Origin of the sequence: Rhodococcus sp. NPDC056743 (genome assembly GCF_042790355.1) — a bacterium.
Classification (GTDB): domain Bacteria; phylum Actinomycetota; class Actinomycetes; order Mycobacteriales; family Mycobacteriaceae; genus Rhodococcus_F.
The window spans coordinates 843,351-860,961 of the sequence record NZ_JBHTZI010000001.1 but is presented as its reverse complement, the minus strand read 5'-3'; the positions used below and the strand labels follow the sequence as shown (position 1 = coordinate 860,961).

The window sequence follows — 17,611 nt, the reverse complement described above, 5'->3', positions numbered from 1 at the left end:
CGGGGGATTTTTCACGAACTAACCGCTAGCGGTAGTCGTTGCTGAAGCCGTAGTCGTCCAGCGGAACTGCAGCACCGGTGTTCTGGCCGAAGCCGTCCGGGCTGTAGTACTGGTCGTCGTACGCGGGCACTGCGTAAGCAGCGGCGCGGGCCTCTTCGGTGGGCTGAACCTGGATGTTGCGGTAACGGTTGATACCGGTACCGGCAGGGATCAGCTTGCCGATGATGACATTTTCCTTCAGACCGATCAGCTTGTCCGAGCGGCAGTTGATTGCAGCGTCGGTCAAGACACGAGTGGTCTCCTGGAACGATGCCGCGGACAGCCACGAATCCGTCGCGAGCGACGCCTTCGTGATACCCATGAGCACCGGACGGCCTGCTGCGGGCTCGCGGCCCTCAGCGACAACGCGGCGGTTGGCCGACTCGAACTCGGCACGCTCAGTGAGCGAACCGGGCAGGAACTCGGTGGCACCGGAATCGATGATCGTCACGCGACGAAGCATCTGGCGCACGATGACCTCGATGTGCTTGTCGTGGATCGACACACCCTGGCTCCGGTACACCTCCTGGACCTCGTTGACCAAGTGGATCTGAACCTGACGCGGACCCATGACTCGCAGAACCTCGTGGGGATCGGCAGCACCTTCCATGAGCTGCTGTCCGACCTCGACGTGGTCACCGTCTGCCAGAAGGCGGTCTTCGCCGTCGCTGTGCTTGAAGCTACGCAGACGCTGACGCTTGGAGAGCTTGTCGTAGACAACCTCTTCACCGCCGTCGTCCGGCACGATCGTGATCTTGTAGAAACGATCGCCGTCTTCGAGCTGTACCCGACCGGTGACGTCCGCGATAGGAGCCTTGCCCTTCGGCACACGTGCCTCGAACAGTTCCTGGACACGCGGCAGACCACCGGTGATGTCGGCACCGGCCACACCACCCTGGTGGAAGGTACGCATGGTCAGCTGGGTACCGGGCTCACCGATCGACTGTGCGGCGACAATACCGACAGCCTCACCGATGTCGACCAGCTTGCCGGTGGCCATGGAGCGGCCGTAGCAAGTGGCGCAGACGCCGGTGCCGGTGGTGCAGGTCAGGACCGAACGGACCTTGACCTGCGTGATGCCGGCCTCGAGCAGGGCGTCGATCGCGGGGTCACCGAGATCGTGTCCACGCTCGACGATGACCTTGCCGTTCTCGTCGATTGCGTCGGCAGCCAGCGTGCGGGCGTACGTGCTGGTCTCCACATGAGCATCGCGGATGATCGAGCCGTTGGCCTGCTTCTCCGAGATCGTGGTGACGATGCCGCGCTCGGTGCCACAGTCGGTCTCGCGAACGATGACGTCCTGCGACACGTCCACCAGACGACGGGTCAGGTAACCCGAGTCGGCGGTACGCAGAGCGGTATCGGCCAGACCCTTACGAGCACCGTGCGTGTTGATGAAGTACTCGAGAACGGTCAGGCCTTCCTTGAAGGAAGACTTGATCGGACGCGGGATGAACTCACCCTTCGGGTTTGTCACCAGGCCCTTCATACCGGCAAGCGAACGAACCTGAGTCATGTTGCCGGCTGCACCGGACTTCACGATCATCGGGATCGGGTTGTTGTCGGGGAAGTGAGCCTCCATGGCCTTGCCGACCTTTTCGGTCGCTTCCTGCCAAATGGTGACCAGAGCGCTGTTGCGCTCCTTCTTGTCCAAAGCACCACGCTGGTACTGCTTCTCGATCTTGTCGGCCTGAGCCTCGAAGTCCTCGATGATGGCAGGCTTCTCCGGCGGAACCAGAACGTCCGAGATGGAGATGGTGACACCGGAACGCGTTGCCCAGTGGAAGCCGACATCCTTGAGCTTGTCGACGGTCTGAGCAACCACGATCATCGGGTAACGCTCGGCGAGATCGTTGATGATCGTTGCCTGGCGCTTCTTCGGCATCTGCTCGTTGACGAACGGGTAGTCCGCCGGAAGCAGCTCGTTGAAGAGCACGCGACCCAAAGTGGTGACAGCGGTCCAGCCGTCGCCGTAGTTCCAGCCCTCGGGGAACAGTTCCGCTTCGCGATCACGCGGCGGACGCTGGTTGGTCAGACGCACCTTGATCTGCGACTGAACCGTCAGCGCGCCACGATCCACAGCCATCTGAGCCTCGGCGGGGCTGGAGTACACGCCCTGCTCCGGACCCTCGGACGTAGCTGCAGCGAGCTCACCCGTAACGCCGTCGTCGAGACGCGTCAGGTGGAACAGACCGGTCACCATGTCGAGACGCGGCATAGCGAGCGGACGACCCGAAGCGGGCGAGAGGATGTTGTTCGAGGACAGCATCAGGATGCGTGCCTCGGCCTGAGCCTCTGCCGACAGCGGAAGGTGAACAGCCATCTGGTCACCGTCGAAGTCGGCGTTGAAGGCCTCACACACCAGCGGGTGGAGCTGAATGGCCTTGCCCTCGACGAGCTGCGGCTCGAACGCCTGGATACCCAGACGGTGCAGCGTAGGTGCACGGTTGAGCAGCACGGGGTGCTCTGCGATGACCTCTTCGAGGACATCCCACACCTGGACGCGCTTGCGCTCGACCATGCGCTTGGCCGACTTGATGTTCTGCGCGTGGTTCAGATCGACCAAACGCTTCATCACGAACGGCTTGAACAGCTCGAGAGCCATCAGCTTCGGCAGACCACACTGGTGCAGCTTGAGCTGAGGACCGACGACGATCACGGAACGACCCGAGTAGTCGACGCGCTTTCCGAGGAGGTTCTGACGGAAACGACCCTGCTTGCCCTTGAGCAGATCGCTCAGGGACTTCAGCGGGCGGTTACCCGGTCCGGTGACCGGACGTCCACGACGACCGTTGTCGAACAGGGCGTCGACCGACTCCTGCAGCATCCGCTTCTCGTTGTTGACGATGATCTCGGGAGCACCGAGGTCGATCAGTCGCTTGAGGCGGTTGTTGCGGTTGATGACACGGCGGTACAGATCGTTGAGGTCGGACGTCGCGAAACGTCCACCGTCGAGCTGAACCATCGGGCGAAGCTCCGGCGGGATCACCGGAACAGCGTTGAGGACCATGCCCATCGGCGAGTTGCCGTTGGTCTGGAAAGCCGCAACCACCTTGAGGCGCTTGAGAGCACGCAGCTTCTTCTGGCCCTTGCCGCTGCGGATGGTCTCGCGAAGAGACTCCGCCTCGGCGTCGAGGTCGAAGTTCTGCATCAGGATCTGGATGGACTCTGCGCCCATCGCACCCGTGAAGTACTCGCCGTAACGGTCGACCAGCTCGCGGTACAGGAGCTCGTCGATGATGAGCTGCTTGACGCTCAGCTTGGTGAAGGTGCTCCAGATCTCGTCGAGACGATCCAGCTCACGCTGCGCGCGGTCACGGAGCTGACGCATTTCGCGTTCGCCGCCGTCCTTGACCTTGCGGCGGACATCGGACTTGGCGCCCTCTGCCTCCAGCTCGGCGATATCGGCTTCGAGCTTCTGCGCGCGTGCCTCGAGATCGGCGTCGCGCTGATCGGCGACAGCCTTCTTCTCGACCTGCATCTCGGCTTCGAGGGTGGACAGCTCGTTGTGACGGAGCTCCTCGTCGACGCCGACAATGACGTAGGCCGCGAAGTAGATGATCTTTTCGAGATCCTTCGGAGCCAGGTCGAGCAGGTAACCGAGGCGGCTCGGCACACCCTTGAAGTACCAGATGTGCGTGACCGGTGCGGCCAGTTCGATGTGACCCATGCGCTCACGACGAACCTTGGCGCGAGTGACCTCGACGCCACAGCGCTCACAGATGATGCCCTTGAAGCGGACACGCTTGTACTTACCGCAGTAGCACTCCCAGTCCCGGGTGGGGCCGAAGATCTTCTCGCAGAAGAGGCCGTCCTTCTCGGGCTTGAGCGTGCGGTAGTTGATGGTCTCCGGCTTCTTGACCTCGCCGTAGGACCAATTGCGGATGTCCTCTGCGCTGGCCAAGCCAATGCGGAGTTCATCGAAGAAGTTGACGTCGAGCACGTAACTTCCTTTCCCCGTTGGGGTTACGGTTGCCGGTCACCCGGCAACCTGACTGCCAATTCAAATGTGAACTACGCCCCCGGGCCGCTCCGCAGAGCAACCCGGGGACCGAAACCTAGTTCGCGAGGTCGTCGACCGTTGCCGCTTCGTTCCTGGACAGGTTGATGCCCAAGTTCGCCGCAGCTCGCTCCAAGTCCTCGTCGTCGCCGTCCGCCATCGTGATGGCCGCGCCGTCCGAGGACAGCACCTCCACGTTGAGGCAGAGCGACTGGAGCTCCTTGAGGAGCACCTTGAACGACTCGGGGATGCCGGGTTCCGGGATGTTCTCGCCCTTGACGATGGCTTCGTACACCTTCACGCGACCAACCACGTCGTCCGACTTGATGGTCAGCAGTTCCTGCAGCGTGTAAGCCGCGCCGTAGGCCTGCATAGCCCAGCACTCCATCTCACCGAAGCGCTGGCCACCGAACTGGGCCTTACCGCCGAGAGGCTGCTGCGTGATCATCGAGTACGGGCCGGTCGAACGAGCGTGGATCTTGTCGTCGACCAAGTGGTGCAGCTTGATGATGTACATGTAACCGACCGAGACCGGGTACGGGAACGGCTCGCCGGAGCGGCCGTCGAACAACGTGGCCTTTCCGTCGGGGCCGACCATCTGCTCGCCGTCGCGGTTCGGCAACGTGGACTCGAGGAGACCAGTGAGCTCGTCTTCCTTCGCACCGTCGAACACCGGGGTGGCGATGTTCGAGTCGGCGGGAGCGGCGAGCATCTCTTCCGGCAGGGTCGAAGCCCAATCCGGACGAGTGCCGTCAGCGGCGATCTGAACATTCCAGCCGGTCTTGCCGATCCACCCGAGGTGGGTCTCCAGGACCTGACCGATGTTCATACGACGCGGGACGCCGTGCGTGTTCAGGATGATGTCGACAGGCGTGCCGTCCGAAAGGAACGGCATGTCTTCCTGCGGGAGGATCTTGCCGATAACACCCTTGTTGCCGTGGCGGCCGGCGAGCTTGTCGCCGTCCTGGATCTTGCGCTTCTGGGCCACGTACACGCGAACGAGCTCGTTGACACCGGGAGGCAGATCGTCGTCGTCATCGCGCGAGAAGACGCGGATGCCGATGACCTTGCCGGTCTCACCGTGAGGAACCTTGAGGGACGTGTCACGAACCTCGCGAGCCTTCTCACCGAAGATGGCGCGAAGGAGGCGCTCTTCGGGGGTCAGCTCGGTCTCGCCCTTCGGCGTGACCTTTCCGACCAGCACGTCGCCGTCACGAACCTCGGCACCGATACGGATGATGCCGCGCTCGTCGAGGTCGGCGAGGACCTCGTCGGAGACGTTCGGGATGTCGCGAGTGATTTCCTCGGCACCGAGCTTGGTGTCGCGGGCATCGATCTCGTGCTCCTCGATGTGAATCGAGGTCAGGACGTCCTCTTCCACGAGGCGCTGCGACAGGATGATCGCGTCCTCGTAGTTGTGGCCTTCCCACGGCATGATCGCCAGGAGCAGGTTCTTACCGAGAGCCATTTCACCGTTTTCGGTGCAAGGGCCGTCAGCGAGGACCTGGCCGGCGTCGACGCGCTGTCCCTCGTCCACGATCGGACGCTGGTTGGCGCACGTGCCCTGGTTGGAACGCGCGAACTTGCGCATCCGGTACGTCTTGCGGCTTCCGTCATCGGCCATGACCGTGATGTAGTCCGCGGAGACCTCTTCGACGACACCGGTCTTCTCGGTGATGACGACGTCACCGGCGTCGACAGCTGCACGCAGCTCCATGCCGGTACCGACGAGAGGCGCTTCGCTGCGAACCAGCGGAACAGCCTGACGCTGCATGTTCGCACCCATCAGGGCGCGGTTTGCATCGTCGTGCTCGAGGAACGGGATCATCGCGGTAGCGACGGACACCATCTGGCGCGGCGACACGTCCATGTAGTCGATGTCGGAGGACGAGACGAACTCGACCTCGCCACCCTTACGACGAACGAGAATCTTCGCGTCGGTGAAGCGGCCGTCACGGTCGATGGCCGAGTTGGCCTGTGCGACGACGTGGCGGTCCTCTTCGTCAGCGGTCAGGTAATCGACCTGATCGGTGACCTGACCGTCGACAACCCGGCGGTACGGCGTCTCGATGAAGCCGAACGGGTTGACGCGTGCGTACACCGACAGCGAACCGATCAGGCCGATGTTCGGGCCTTCCGGGGTCTCGATCGGGCACATGCGGCCGTAGTGCGACGCGTGAACGTCACGAACCTCGAGGCCGGCGCGCTCACGGGACAGACCACCCGGGCCGAGGGCAGACAGACGACGCTTGTGCGTCAGCCCCGACAGCGGGTTGTTCTGGTCCATGAACTGCGACAGCTGGGACGTTCCGAAGAACTCCTTGATCGCAGCGACGACCGGGCGGATGTTGATCAGGGTCTGAGGCGTAATTGCCTCGACGTCCTGCGTGGTCATGCGCTCACGAACAACACGCTCCATGCGGGACAGGCCCACGCGGATCTGGTTCTGGATGAGCTCACCGACGGTGCGCAGACGACGGTTACCGAAGTGGTCGATGTCGTCGACCTCAACGGGAACCTCGACGCCGTCCGGTGCCGTCATCGAGGTGTCACCAGCGTGCAAACGCACGAGGTACTCGACGGTGGCGACGATGTCTTCTTCGGTCAGCGTCGATGCAACAATCGGCTGACCTGCGTTGAGGCCGAGCTTCTTGTTGATCTTGTAACGACCCACGCGAGCGAGGTCGTAACGCTTGTCCTTGAAGAACAGGTTCTCCAGAAGGGTTTGCGCGCTCTCCTTGGTGGGGGGCTCGCCCGGACGCAGCTTGCGGTAGATGTCGAGCAACGCCTCATCGGTGCCGGCGGTGTTGTCCTTCTCCAGCGTGGCCATGAGGATCTCGGAGAAGCCGAAGCGCTCCGTGATCTGCTCCGTGGTCCAGCCGAGTGCCTTGAGCAGGACGGTGACGGGCTGGCGACGCTTACGGTCGATGCGGACACCAACGGTGTCACGCTTGTCGACGTCGAACTCGAGCCATGCGCCGCGACCGGGGATCACCTTGACGCTGTGCAGGTCCTTCTCGGTGCTCTTGTCGACACTCTTGTCGAAGTACACACCGGGGGAACGCACGAGCTGCGAGACAACCACGCGCTCCGTGCCGTTGATGATGAAGGTGCCCTTGTCGGTCATCATCGGGAAATCACCCATGAAGACCGTCTGGCTCTTGATCTCACCAGTGTTGTTGTTGATGAACTCCGCGGTGACGAACAACGGCGCCGCGTAGGTCATGTCCTTGTCTTTGCACTCGTCCGTCGAGGCCTTGACCTCGTCGAATCGAGGATCAGAGAAGGAGAGTGACATAGAGCCGGAGAAATCCTCGATCGGAGAAAGCTCCGCGAGGATGTCTTCGAGACCGCCGGACACTGCATTGTCGCCGAGAGCTGCTGCTCGTTCGCGCCAACTCTGCGCGCCGATCAACCACTCGAACGAATCGGTTTGAACATCAAGAAGCCCGGGAACTTCGAGGGGTTCGCGAACTTTCGCGAACGAAACCCTCTTCGGGGCTCCGGGGATTCCGGAAACTGCCTTGGTCTGGCTAGAGACTGCCAAGATGCGTCCTTCCAGCACCTCACGCGGGCCGCTCCGTACTGTTGCGACCGCCGCTGTATCTGCTTCGAATTTCGCTGGTTACAACCCGAACGAAACCCGTCGCAGAAAGCAAGAAGTACTTGACTTCGCAGCGGTTGAGACGAGGGGTGGACAGGAGGCAGCCAGCGCAACGTCCAAAAGTACACCCTTACTCAGGAAATGTCGAGTCGGGTGTAGCTGAGGGTCTGATTCAGGTGCTGACGTGAGACTGCCGATCACTCGTCCGTGCATGTTCACCGATCAGAGTGGACCTTACGGACCGCCCCGTCAAGAGCGCCGAGGTAAGTCGTGGCATTCGAACAGTCGACCGACTCGATTCGAACACCGTCGTCGGTAGTGTAGCCAGTCACCGTCCCGGATACGAAAAACTGGACCGGAATCCAAGTCCGGTCCAGCTCGTCGCACACATTTGTCAGCGGTCGCGGATCTCCGAGATCAGCCAATTACCGTCCTGCTTCTCCAAGCTGACGACAACCATCCCGGACCGAGAATCGGCAGCGACACCACTTTGAGTGGAACTCACGTTCAACTGCGCGAGCAGTTGCGCTCGGTCCTCTTCGAGCCGGGTGACACCGATCTCCGTGACATCCGCTGTCGTTGCCGTCTGAGTCTGTTCGACGCCCGCCTTCTGGGTGTCCTTGTACTGCGTCAGCTGATCACGCATGGCCTGGTTCAGGCCCTGCAAGCCCTTGTCGAAATCAGCGTCGAACGTGCTGGGTGCAAACGTGAACACCGCTTCCAGCGCCGGCGGAGTAACCCGCAGCACCTCAGCCGTCGCACCCTCGTCGACCCACGCCACGTCATCCATCTGGGCGCCGACCTTGAAGAACGCCAGACCCGCGAGGACCGCGACTACCACCGCTGCTGCCCCTACCCCGACAACCAGCGGCCACGAGGTACGACTCGTCTGCTTAGTTTCGTCGGACTCCGGCGCGGGCGGTTCCTTCTCCGGACTGGGCTTGGCTTCCTTCCGGATACTTACCTTCGGGGCCGCCGCCTTGGTTTCGACTGGTTTAGCTTCGACTGCCTCGGCCTCGACCGCCTCGACATTCTCCGGTTCCTCGGACGACGTCCCCGCGGGGACGTTCAGCGAGCGGGCGGATCCGGCTATCTTCGGCCGACGGTTCTGATTTGCCGGCATACCGACTCTGCGCTTCGGTGGCATTACGCGCTTCTCCTTGGCATGGCTGAACGAGTTCGGATGGCTGATCGAGGCTGACTACTGGCCACCTGAATCGCCCCCTACGCTCGGTGCTGGCGCCTCGGTGGACGCTGGTGCATCCTCGGTTGCCGGCGTCGACCCGTCGGAACTACCGGTGCCGTCGGCGCCCGGCAATGTGCCCGACTCCAGATCGATCCGGCTGCCGACAGGTTCGGCCGACTGAGCTTTCCAGATACCGTCCACCTCGACCATGCCCAATCGCATGCCGACTTGATTCTTCACGTACTGGTTGCCTTGGGTAGTGGTGACCTTCACGACGACAAGAGCCGTCGCAGTCCTGTCATCGGTGTTGAGTTCGGTGAGCGCAGCCGACATCACCTCGGCATCGGCCTTGGACCCGGAGTTCCGCAGTTCGTCCGTGATGGAGTCTTGAACGCTCTGGAGATACACCGTCATCTCGTCGCCGGTGACCGAAGACCGCATGGTCTCGATCGACGCATCGAGATTCGCCGAGTCTGCGTTGTTGAGGTTGATCGCAACCTGCTGGGCGCCGATCAGCGCCTCGTCGCGAATCTCTGCGGTGGTGCGGTCGGTGGTCAGCGCCTTCACGTACGGGACGCCGAACACACCTAGCGCAACAAGTGCGGCTACGAGGAGAACGCCGACCGCAACCAGCGGCGCCGTCACCCCCTTCGGACTGCTTTTCTGAATCACGTTCACTACCCTACTTACTTGTTCTGTCCGGACTCTGGCGGCACATGCTTCACCGCCGTGAATCCTCAACTGCCCCAACCCAATAGCGCATCTTGGGGCACTTTACTTCGGCGTCACTCCGAGAATCGGCGCCAACTGGGTAGCGATCGGATTGAGATTCAACTTGTCAGGATCGACCTTCGGTGTGAAGTCCCACGGTTGAATCGTGCCGGGATCGGCGTAGATAACCCGATTGGCACTGCGAACGCCCGTCTCGCTGCCCAACGGCACCTCACACGACGCCGCGGTGTTCAACGGGAAATCCTGCTGCGTGTCGTCGAAGTTGGGATCCTGACGCTTCATGTCGGCGAGAATCGCCATGGTGCCTTCGTATCCGACGGTGCACGACAGCGGATTGTTGGTCTCCAGCACCAGCCCTTGATGCACGGTTCCGTCACCAGGAGCCACCGTCGGCGCGGCCGCAGCCAAGCCGGGTAGGAAGATCAGGAACGGTTGCAACGCAATTGCTCGAGGCGCCAACGTCTTGGTGACCGCTGCCAGGTTGGTCAGGTCCGTTGTCAGCGCCGGCCCGGTCTCGTTGACGAGCGCCCCGATCTGCTCACTGGCTGGGATGCCATTGTCGATCAGACGCCTGATGTCGGGATCGCTGGTCCGTAGTTGTGCGGCAATGACATCGAGGTCGGCGCTGAACTGCTTGATCGACGACGATTGGTCCGACTGGGTCGTGAGTACCGTCTGGCTGTCCCGGATCAATCCGAGTGTCTGAGGCAAAGTGTCGAGGCCGGACTGCGAGAGCCCGGACAACGAGTCGGCCAGAACCTGAATGTCCTCACCCTTGCCGTTGAAGGCTGCACCGAGCTCGACTGCGACCGTGTGCAGAGCGTCGACGGGCACGGAATGGACCAGACCGTTGGCACTGGTCAACACTTCCTCCACTGGAACCGGCGTCGCGGTGTCCCCCACTGCGATCACCGAACCGTCCTCGAGGAACGGGCCCTGATCGGTATCGGGGACCAGATCGACGAACTGTTCGCCGATTGCCGAACGGTTGGCCACGACGGCCCTCGTCGACGCCGGGATCTGCGGGGCATTGTTGTCGATCTTCAGATCGACTTCGATCCCGTCCTCCGTCAACGACAAGTCGCCGACCCGCCCCACCGGCACACCGCGATACGTCACTTCGGCATTGGTGAAGATGCCGCCTGACGTCTGCAGTTCCGTCTTGACCGTGTACTGCCCGAAACCCAGGAGATTGTCGAGGCGAACGTACTTGCCGCCCACATAGACGAGCCCGAGGAGCGCCACCAACACGAAGCCGACGAGCTGCCATCTGACCAGAGCCGATCTCATTGTCCACCACCGATTCCGAACTGATCCAGCATTCCCTGGATGGGGTTGAGCGGGGCGCCGACTGTCGGTGCTACCGGCAACTGCGGCAGGATCGGTGCGATCGGGAGCAGTGACACTGTGGGCCATCCCGGCCGTGGGCCGTTTCCGTTGTAGTACGGATTGGACGGATCCACCACCGGCTTGGGATCACCGAACTTGGGCTGGCGGTACTCGGGATCTCCCTGCCCGACACCAAGTCCGGAGAGCGTGTTACCGATTTGCAGGTCGACAGCCAGGAACAGATTCACCGATCCGCCCTGAGCGATCTTCTCCACTCCGTCCGGGAACGGGAAGGTCGGCAGGAAGGGCAGGGCGCCCACGAAGTCGTCACCCGAATCTGCCAAGGCCTGCAGCGTCGGCCGCAATGCCTGAAGATCCGCGATCAGATCGTCCTTTGACTGTGTCAAGACGTCGGTTCCGACGGTTCCGAGGCGGTCCACCTGCGCGAGCATCTGCGTCAACTGCGGTCGCTGCTCATTGAGTACCGCTGTTGCCACCGGGAGTTCGTCGAGGATCTTGGCGATCTTGTCGTTCTGCTCGTTGACACGACTGGACAACACGTCGAGACCGTCGAGCGCGCGAGTAATGTCCTCGCGCTGTTCGTTCAGGCCGCCGATCAGAGTATTTGCCTGTTCCAGAAGACTTCTCGTCTTTCCTTCACGTCCGTCGAATGCCGCGCCGAGTTCCTTGACGATGGGCTGCAACTGGCCGACACCGCCGCCGTTGAGCAGCAGCGACAATGCACCGAGAACCTGTTCGATCTCGGTGGCGTGACGCGTGCGATCCAACGGAATCAAGTCACCGTCTGCCAGCTTCGCGGTTGTGTCCGCTCCACTCGGCGGAGCCGACAGCTGAATGAACTTCTCACCGAGCAAGTTGGTCTGTTCCACGGCCGCAACGGCATTGGCCGGCAAATCCACCGAGGAATCCAGGATGATCCCCACATCGGCGGTCCATCCGTCCGGACCCACCCCGATCTTCTCCACCCGACCGACCGGAACTCCGTCCACCTTGACCGCGGACTGCGGAACAAGATCGAGGACGTCGTCGAACTGGATGGTCAGGTTCATGGGATTCGAACCGACGTCAGGGCCACCCGGGAGCGGAACGGCATAGATCCCCTCCGATGAGCAAGCACTTGCACCGAGCAGGACTACAAGCCCAGCACCGGCAATCACTGTGCGCTTCACTCGCCCTCCCCGCTGCTCAGTCGCGGTGACACGACACCAGGAACGGTGCCGGGCACTACCTGCATCTGACGCTCCGGACCGGCCAGGATGCCGAACGGAAGATTCATGTTCTTGGCCTGGTCGGCCGCATCGGTCATGGCTGCTACCGCCACACACTGATCAATGGCGGGCTGCATCTGCCGTCCCAACTCTTCGAATTGAGGATTACCCGGAACCAGTTTGCCGAGATCCATCAACTTGCACATCACCTCAGCCGGATTCTGCAAGTCCGGGAATGCCAGACGTGAAGCGAGAACACCGGATTCGGCGTCGTACGAGTTCACCAGATTGGAGATAGCGAGCGGCAACATGGTCAAGGTGTTCGCGAGCGCTTCCTTGTTGTTCGCCAACGTCTGCGTCGGCGCAATCAGGCCTTCCGCTGTGGTCGCCAACTGATCACGATTGTCTGCCACGAATTTCGCGACATCACCGAGAGCCAAGGACAACTGATTCAGAGCGGCACCGAGATCGTCGCGTTCACCGGCCAGAAATCCGGTGAGGTCGGACAATTGAGTGTTGAACTGGCGCACCTGCTGATCGTTGGTGGCCAACGCTCCGACAAACGTGTTGAGATTCTTGATGGTGACGGCGATGTTGTCGCGCGAGTCGTTCAACGTGCGAGCCGCATCGGACAACTGGGTGATGCTCTCCCCCAACGCGGCACCGTTTCCGTCGAGGTTCGCGGCACCGGTCTCGACGAACTTGGACAGCGCGCCGTCCTTGTTGGCACCTTCCGGTCCGAGCGCCGACGCGAGGTCGTTGATGCTCGCGTACAACTGATCGACCTCGACCGGGGTGGCGGTCCGCTCAATCGGAATCACTGAACCGCTGGTCATCTTGTTGCCGCCGGTGAACACCGGAGTCAACTGAATGTAGCGGTCCGCCACCACTGACGGAGTCACCTGTGCCGCATTGGCATCCGCCGGTATATCGATTCCGCGATCCACCCGGAGGTCGACCTTGACCTGATCACCCTGCGGCTCCACCGAGGTGACAGTGCCGACCTTCACACCCAGAACCCGGACGTCGGAACCGTCGTAGATGCCGATGGACTTGTCGAAGTACGCCGTGATCGTTGTTGTGCCGGCGCGGGTGAACACCCACCACAGGGCGCCACCGACAACCATGACACCGACCAACGCTGCGGCAACGATCGCCAGAGTTCGCTTCTTGGAGCCACTTTCGGCTTCGGTGATATCAGCCATCAGTTACCTCCCAACGTGCGAATCGGATCACGAGGGCCCGGAATCAGAGGCAGGCCAGGCGGAAGAAGGTTGACAACAACCTGGTCGAACCAACGGCCGTTGCCGACCACGTTGGCGTACAGGCGAATAAAGGGTTCGTAGAGCTTCAGAGCCTTGTCCAAGTTCTCGTTGTTGGCTTCCAGGATGTCGATGACACCGTTGAGTTGCGTCAACGCCGGCCCGATTGCCGCTTCGTTGTCTCGAACCAATCCGGTGAGTTGCTGTGACACCCGCTGAGTTCCGGTGAGCAACTGAGAGATCGCCTGCTGGCGGTTGTTCAACTCCTGCACCAGCAGAGCGCCGTCGCTGATCAGTTGCGTGAACTCTTTGTTCCGGTCCGCCAGGATCTGCGACGTCTTCCCCGTGGCCTCGAACAGTTTCTGCAGGTCCTGATCACGGCTCGCAATTGTCTGCGACAACCGGCTCACCCCGTCGAGCGATGCCCGGACGTCATCCGGCGTCTCTGAGAAGGCCTGCGACAACGTCTCCATACTCTGCGCCAACTGGTCCGTGTCGATGTCACCGACGGTGTCGGCGGCCGACGAGAAAGCCTCGACAACGTCGTACGGAGCCGTCGTGCGCTGCAACGGAATTCTGTCCTTCGGGTTCAGATTTTCGGTACCGCGCGGATCCAGCGCCAAGTACTTCTGCCCCAGAATCGTCTTGATCTGGATGGACGCCGACGTCTGATCGCCGACCCACGCATCTTTGACCTTGAAGTCGACCAGAACGCGGTCACCGTCAAGATCGACTGATGTCACCTTGCCGACCTTCACACCTGCGATGCGGACCTCGTTACCGGGCTTGAGCCCCGCAGCTTCCGAGAATTCTGCCGCGTACGAAGACCCGGCGCCGACAAAGGGGAGCGAATCCAGAAAGAAGGCGGACACCGTTGCGAGAAGCACCACGACGATGCCTATGGCGCCGGCCATTGCCGGACTACGACGCTTTTTCATCGGCCCTGCAACTCCTTCATTCCGTCTTGAGTGCATCGCTTGGCCGCGTTGGTGTAGATCGGCATATTGACAGTCGGCAACCCGGTCGGCAGGTTCAGCGAAGCCGACTGGCCGGGACCTGCAACGATGTCGATTCCGCACAGGTAAAACTGGAACCATGAACCGTAGCTTGCGACCCTGGCCAACTTGTCGAGCTTGACGGGCAAGGTCTCGAGCACTGCATTCACATCGTCGCTACGACGGTTCAGCGTTGTCGCCAGTGTGTCCAGTGCCGTGATCGATCCCTGGATCGACGGTCGCGTCGGCTCCAGCAGGTCCGCTGTTGCATCCGTCAGTCCGGCAAGCGAGGTGACTGCAGAGCCGACAACTCCGCGTTCGTTTGCAAGTCCGGTGACCAGCTGCTGTGTGTTGACGATGAGCGAATCGAGATTCTTGTCGTTCGCGTTCACCGTCGACAGCACTTCGTTGAGGTTCTTGATCACCGCACCGATGACAATGTCCTTGTCCGCCACGGTGTTTGTCAGGCTCGCGGTGTTGCGGACGAGTTCGCTGATGGTTCCCGATTCACCTTGGAAAACCTGGATGATCTGGTACGACAGCTTGTTGACGTCGTCGGCGCTCAGCGTCGTGAACAACGGCTTGAAACCGTTGAACAGCGTCGTGAGGTTGACGGCCGGTCGGGTCTGCTCGAGAGGGAGTGTTTCGCCTGCGGTCAGCTTCTTGCCCTGGCTGCCTTCACCCTGAGACAACGAGATGTAACGCTGACCGACCAGGTTCCGGAAGCGAATCGTGGCAATGGAACTGGCCGGCAACCAATCTCGATCGGAAACCGAGAACTGCACTTCGGCCTGGTTGTCATTGACGATGGCGATCTTCTCGACCTGGCCGACCCGCACGCCGGCAATCCGAACCTCGTCGCCCTCGTTCAGTGAGGTGACGTCGGAAAACACGGCATTGAACTTGGTCCCGCCGCCTCCTCCGAGGTTTGCGATACTCGCCGCCAGCAAGCCTGTTGCCAGGATCGTGACGACCACAAAAATGATGAGCTTGGTCAGCGGTGCTGCAAGACCTCTCATTGGAAGCTCACCTCCGCACCGGTGAAAGCGGGAGCGCTGACCATGGTGGTCCACGACGGAATATTCTCCGGTGCAACACCATTAGCCTGGCCGTAGATGACCTTCAACGTATCCTCTTCGAGTTGCGAGCCCGCGTATCCGGCTTGCTGCACCGGACCTGTGGTGTTGGTCGAGAACATCTGCGGTCCCGAACCTTCCGGAGCCGGCAGGAACTGCAGTGTTTCCGGACCGCCGTTACGTGAGGGAACCTGATAAGAGCCGTCGCCGTACGAACCGCCGGGATACTGCGGGAACGGTCGACCGGGCTCGGTGACATTGTCGTAGCAAACCGGTCCGCGATTGTCGACCAGTCGGGGCTCGTCCTGGTTGGGGATGTAGCGCCCCTTCGGATTAACAATCTGAATGTTCGCGCGGACACCGGGGTTGGGCGCGTCCACCGACAAGATCTTGGCAGCCTCCGGCGCAGTGTCGGAGAAACCCTTGAAGGTGCATCCGAACGTCGGCGAGTACTGCGCGAGCAGTTGCAGTGCCTCGCGGGAGTCTGCGGCAAAGGTGATGATCGACTGCGCGTTCGTCTCGAGGAACGCCGCAGTGGTCGACGACGTCGCCGTCAGCGAAGCCAACAGAGTGTTGACCTGTTTCTGCTTCTCCACCACGGTGTTTCCGGTGGTGCGCAGAGTGTCGAGAGCGTTCACCAGATCCGGCGCGGCCTCCGAATAAGTCTGCGAGAAGTCGGCGAACTTGCGCAGATCCTCCTGCAGAGCCGGAAGTTCCGTGTTGACCTCACGGAAAATTTCCTCGAGACGGTCCACCGTGAATCCCAGCTCAGCTCCGCGACCGGTCAAGCCTTGTGCCAGCGAGCCGAGGGTGTTCGCCAGATCCTGCGGCGGTATGGCCTGCAGCAACGGGAGCAACCCGTCCAAGACCTCGCCGACCTCGATCGCATTGCCGCTCTTGTCCTGATGGAGCACAGTGCCGGCCGATATTGGCGGAGCCGTTGTCCCTTCCGGGATGATCAGCGACACGTATCGCTCACCGAACAGCGTCTTCGGAAGCAAACGAGCCGTCGCGTCGGAGGGAATCAACTCGGCCTTGTCCGGCTCGATCGCGAGGACCGACGTGACGACGCCATCGGTCGTCGACGCGGATCGCACCTCTCCGACCAACATTCCACGAACCTTGACATCTGCGTTGGGAGGTAACGCATTTCCGACGGAATCGGACAGGAGATCGACCTTCACCACGTCTGTAAACGTCTTATTGAACGCCCCGATCGTGAAAGTGAGGAACAGTGCCAACACAACGAAGAACACAATTCCCAGCACACGACGGCGCAGAACAGACGGAGCCTCGATCATCCGGCCACCCTCACTGTTGTCGTAGTTCCCCAAATTGCGAGGCTGAGGAAGAAGTCCAGCACTGCGATAGTCACGATTGCCGCACGAACGGCGCGCCCGACGGCCACACCGACGCCGGCCGGGCCACCCGAAGCGTGAAATCCGTAGTAGCAGTGGATCAGAATCAGAACGAACGCGAAGACCAGGACCTTCGCAAACGAATACAGCACGTCCTGCGGTGGCAGGAACAAGTTGAAGTAGTGATCATAAGACCCCGTCGACTGACCGTTGAACACCGTGCTGATTACGCGCGAAGCCAGGTAGGCGGCAAGCAAGCCGACGATATAGAGCGGGATGACGGCGACAAAGCCGGCGATCATGCGAGTCGTCACCAGGAAGGGAACCGACGGAACCGCCATCACCTCGAGCGCGTCGATCTCCTCGGAGATACGCATAGCTCCGAGTTGTGCGGTGAAACCACACCCGACGGTCGCTGAAAGGGCCAGCGCGGCAACGATCGGCGCGATCTCACGGGTATTGACGTACGCAGACAGGAAGCCGGTCAGGACCGAGCTACCCAACTGTTCCAGCGCCGCGAACCCCTGCAATCCCACGACGACGCCGGTGAACCCGGACATCATCGCGATGACGCCGATAGTTCCACCGATGACGGCCAACGCTCCACTGCCGAAGGTCACTTCAGCCAGCAGGCGCAATGTTTCCTTGCGGTAGCGGTGCAGTGTGCGCGGTGTCCAGGCGATGGCCCGCGCGTAGAACGACATCTGCTCACCCGCGCGATCAAGCACGTTGAGCGGCATTCTGGCTACTTTGCGGCTTTTCAGCAGAAACTGATCGCCGCGGCCTCGTGCGATGGTCATG

General features: G+C 61.5%; 11 protein-coding genes. All 11 read right to left on the bottom strand.

The genetic code is table 11. The annotated features are described in order from the left end of the window. Window positions 1–25: 25 nt before the first annotated feature. Window positions 26–3,982 (bottom strand): DNA-directed RNA polymerase subunit beta', encoded by a 3,957-nt coding sequence (locus tag ACFRFQ_RS03910; RefSeq protein ID WP_378653243.1) that lies wholly within the window; start codon window positions 3,980–3,982, stop codon window positions 26–28. A 115-nt stretch (window positions 3,983–4,097) separates the two neighbouring features. Then, window positions 4,098–7,604 (bottom strand): DNA-directed RNA polymerase subunit beta, encoded by a 3,507-nt coding sequence (gene rpoB, locus ACFRFQ_RS03905; RefSeq protein ID WP_378653241.1) that lies wholly within the window; start codon window positions 7,602–7,604, stop codon window positions 4,098–4,100. 433 nt (window positions 7,605–8,037) lie between these two features. Next, entirely contained in the window at window positions 8,038–8,790 is a 753-nt protein-coding gene (locus ACFRFQ_RS03900) for a hypothetical protein (RefSeq protein WP_378653238.1), read from the bottom strand. A gap of 54 nt (window positions 8,791–8,844) precedes the next feature. Then, window positions 8,845–9,501: a hypothetical protein gene (locus ACFRFQ_RS03895; RefSeq protein ID WP_378653236.1), complete on the bottom strand. Its 657-nt coding sequence runs from the start codon at window positions 9,499–9,501 to the stop codon at window positions 8,845–8,847. A gap of 102 nt (window positions 9,502–9,603) precedes the next feature. Then, entirely contained in the window at window positions 9,604–10,851 is a 1,248-nt protein-coding gene (locus ACFRFQ_RS03890) for an MCE family protein (RefSeq protein ID WP_378653233.1), read from the bottom strand. Then, on the bottom strand, window positions 10,848–12,080 hold the full coding sequence (locus ACFRFQ_RS03885; protein WP_378653231.1) for an MCE family protein: 1,233 nt from the start codon (window positions 12,078–12,080) through the stop codon (window positions 10,848–10,850). The genes ACFRFQ_RS03890 and ACFRFQ_RS03885 overlap by 4 nt, the downstream gene beginning before the upstream one ends. Further along, on the bottom strand, window positions 12,077–13,324 hold the full coding sequence (locus ACFRFQ_RS03880; RefSeq protein WP_378653229.1) for an MCE family protein: 1,248 nt from the start codon (window positions 13,322–13,324) through the stop codon (window positions 12,077–12,079). Before ACFRFQ_RS03880 ends, ACFRFQ_RS03885 begins: the two co-directional genes overlap by 4 nt. Next, window positions 13,324–14,319 (bottom strand): MCE family protein, encoded by a 996-nt coding sequence (locus ACFRFQ_RS03875; protein ID WP_378653227.1) that lies wholly within the window; start codon window positions 14,317–14,319, stop codon window positions 13,324–13,326. The genes ACFRFQ_RS03880 and ACFRFQ_RS03875 overlap by 1 nt, the downstream gene beginning before the upstream one ends. Beyond that, the gene (locus tag ACFRFQ_RS03870) at window positions 14,316–15,395 is read right to left on the bottom strand and encodes an MCE family protein (protein ID WP_138869644.1); all 1,080 of its coding nucleotides are present in this window, start codon (window positions 15,393–15,395) and stop codon (window positions 14,316–14,318) included. The genes ACFRFQ_RS03875 and ACFRFQ_RS03870 overlap by 4 nt, the downstream gene beginning before the upstream one ends. Then, complete coding sequence (locus tag ACFRFQ_RS03865; protein WP_378653538.1) at window positions 15,392–16,753, bottom strand: MCE family protein; 1,362 nt, start codon at window positions 16,751–16,753, stop codon at window positions 15,392–15,394. Before ACFRFQ_RS03865 ends, ACFRFQ_RS03870 begins: the two co-directional genes overlap by 4 nt. Next, window positions 16,750–17,610, bottom strand: coding sequence for an ABC transporter permease (locus ACFRFQ_RS03860; protein ID WP_033236461.1), 861 nt, complete (start codon window positions 17,608–17,610; stop codon window positions 16,750–16,752). Before ACFRFQ_RS03860 ends, ACFRFQ_RS03865 begins: the two co-directional genes overlap by 4 nt. Window position 17,611 lies beyond the last annotated feature (1 nt).

Excerpts from the sequence above, each read along its gene's own strand:
- ACFRFQ_RS03900 (WP_378653238.1), bottom strand. The coding sequence starts at position 8,790 with ATGCCACCGAAGCGCAGAGTCGGTATGCCGGCAAATCAGAACCGTCGG.
- ACFRFQ_RS03890 (WP_378653233.1), bottom strand. The coding sequence starts at position 10,851 with ATGAGATCGGCTCTGGTCAGATGGCAGCTCGTCGGCTTCGTGTTGGTG.
- ACFRFQ_RS03880 (WP_378653229.1), bottom strand. The coding sequence starts at position 13,324 with ATGGCTGATATCACCGAAGCCGAAAGTGGCTCCAAGAAGCGAACTCTG.
- ACFRFQ_RS03875 (WP_378653227.1), bottom strand. The coding sequence starts at position 14,319 with ATGAAAAAGCGTCGTAGTCCGGCAATGGCCGGCGCCATAGGCATCGTC.
- ACFRFQ_RS03870 (WP_138869644.1), bottom strand. The coding sequence starts at position 15,395 with ATGAGAGGTCTTGCAGCACCGCTGACCAAGCTCATCATTTTTGTGGTC.
- ACFRFQ_RS03865 (WP_378653538.1), bottom strand. The coding sequence starts at position 16,753 with ATGATCGAGGCTCCGTCTGTTCTGCGCCGTCGTGTGCTGGGAATTGTG.
- ACFRFQ_RS03860 (WP_033236461.1), bottom strand. The coding sequence starts at position 17,610 with ATGACCATCGCACGAGGCCGCGGCGATCAGTTTCTGCTGAAAAGCCGC.